2 protein-coding genes are annotated in these 1,542 nt (G+C 43.3%); both read right to left on the bottom strand.

Features of this window, described 5'->3' with window-relative positions; genetic code table 11:
* Positions 1 to 274 (bottom strand): hypothetical protein (locus CXF65_RS14895; protein WP_157823974.1); only part of this gene is annotated, 274 nt, incomplete at its 3' end.
* Positions 274 to 1,542, bottom strand: a 1,269-nt coding sequence (locus tag CXF65_RS00935) for a DUF2345 domain-containing protein (RefSeq protein WP_157823972.1), incomplete at its 5' end; no start/stop codon positions are given. The genes CXF65_RS14895 and CXF65_RS00935, both read right to left, overlap by 1 nt.

Raw genomic sequence — 1,542 nt, 5'->3', positions numbered from 1 at the left:
TTTCAGATGTATTCCCGTTAATAGATTTAAAATTTTTTCCACCATACTTTACAAAATATTTAAGAGATTTAATTATAATACCAGACTCTACCTTATGTATAACTGAAGAGCCACTTTTATTAAATGCTGCATTGGTTACAATTGGCTTAGTGTGTGTTACAGATGGTTTGCCATATAAACTTCGTGTAAAGCTGATAATTAAATCGTAAGTATAACCAGTAAAATCTCTTGATTTTGAACTTGTTAGTTTTAAACTAGTGTATTTAGCAGCCATTATTTTTCTACCTCTATAACATCTTCATTTTCGTCATCAATACTATCATCTTCAAAAATTACATGTATCTCATATTCTTTAGACGCGTCATCAACTAATACCTTTATTTTACCTTCTAGATCTGTAGTATGCATCTCAGTTGAACCATCAGGTTTGAAAAGTAAACATTTGGTATTTGCTATAGGAATCCCATCTTGATCTTGGACAAGATAATGCAAATAGTAGTCTAAGTTTTCAAGCAATTTTGCCCTTGGCAGATGCACGGCAGGTAACCCCACCCCACCCCCACTGCCCCAATCCACCTTACTCGCCTTGTAGCCCACTTGAGCAGGCGTGATAAACGTCACATTACCACCTGATATCTCGATACCACTCCCTGCTGCTTTTAGGGTGAGCGTATCAGGGGCGATGATCTCAATACTGTCTCGGCTATGGATGCGCAGCACTTGCTCACTATCGAGTCGCATCTCACTTTGATGCGCTTGTATGGTCACATCACCATGCGCTGCCGTATGGGTTTGTGCTTTATTTGAATAGTAATGAATATCGCCTGCTACCAGCTGATTCATTTGCGTTTGACTATGATGATGCGTGCTATCGGTGGCGTGGCTGTGCGTGTTTTGGGTACTGGTATGTTGGCTGTGTTGTCCGCTTAGCAACGCTAGATGACGCTGAGAGTCGATCAGCAGATTGGCTTGTTGCCATTGTCCAGACTCACTTAAGGTCGCGTCGTTGGTATCTTTGCTAAATTGGGCAAAAGGTGTTTGCGCATCTTCTTTACTACTGCTTTGCTTGTTATTGCTGCTGCTCTCTAGTCCCACTGGCTGATGAGTGTCAGCCAATTGAGCATAAGCTTGCTGATGCTGATCAGCAGTTTGCAGTTTGCTATGACTATTGTGACTCATATGAGATTTTGATGAGGGATCTGATGCTTGGCTACTGATATGAATGCCAGTGCTGCCTTGAATGTTGGCAGCGGCTTGAGTCTCGATGCTGATGCCTTTGCCCCGTGCTTGACCGCGAGTGTGGTCGCTATGCTGATACAGATGTCCAATGGTTAAGCTAGACTGAAGGCTGCTGCTATAGACGTTAATTTGCGGACTATCAGGATGGGCGTCAAACATGAGCTGGTTATAGCCATTGATGATGCTGTCTTTGGTGGCATCGCCTGTACGACTAGAGTCTATACTTTGAGTCTTGATGCCGTCGATGGGATGAGCGTGGCTTTGGTTGATGAACCAAGCCGGGCTGGTGGCGTCAAGGCTATC

The sequence above is a fragment of the Psychrobacter sp. Sarcosine-3u-12 genome (genome assembly GCF_002836005.1).
GTDB classification, from domain to species: Bacteria; Pseudomonadota; Gammaproteobacteria; order Pseudomonadales; family Moraxellaceae; genus Psychrobacter; species Psychrobacter okhotskensis.
Note: the sequence above shows the minus strand (reverse complement) of the source record. Positions and strands in the feature narration are given on the sequence as shown.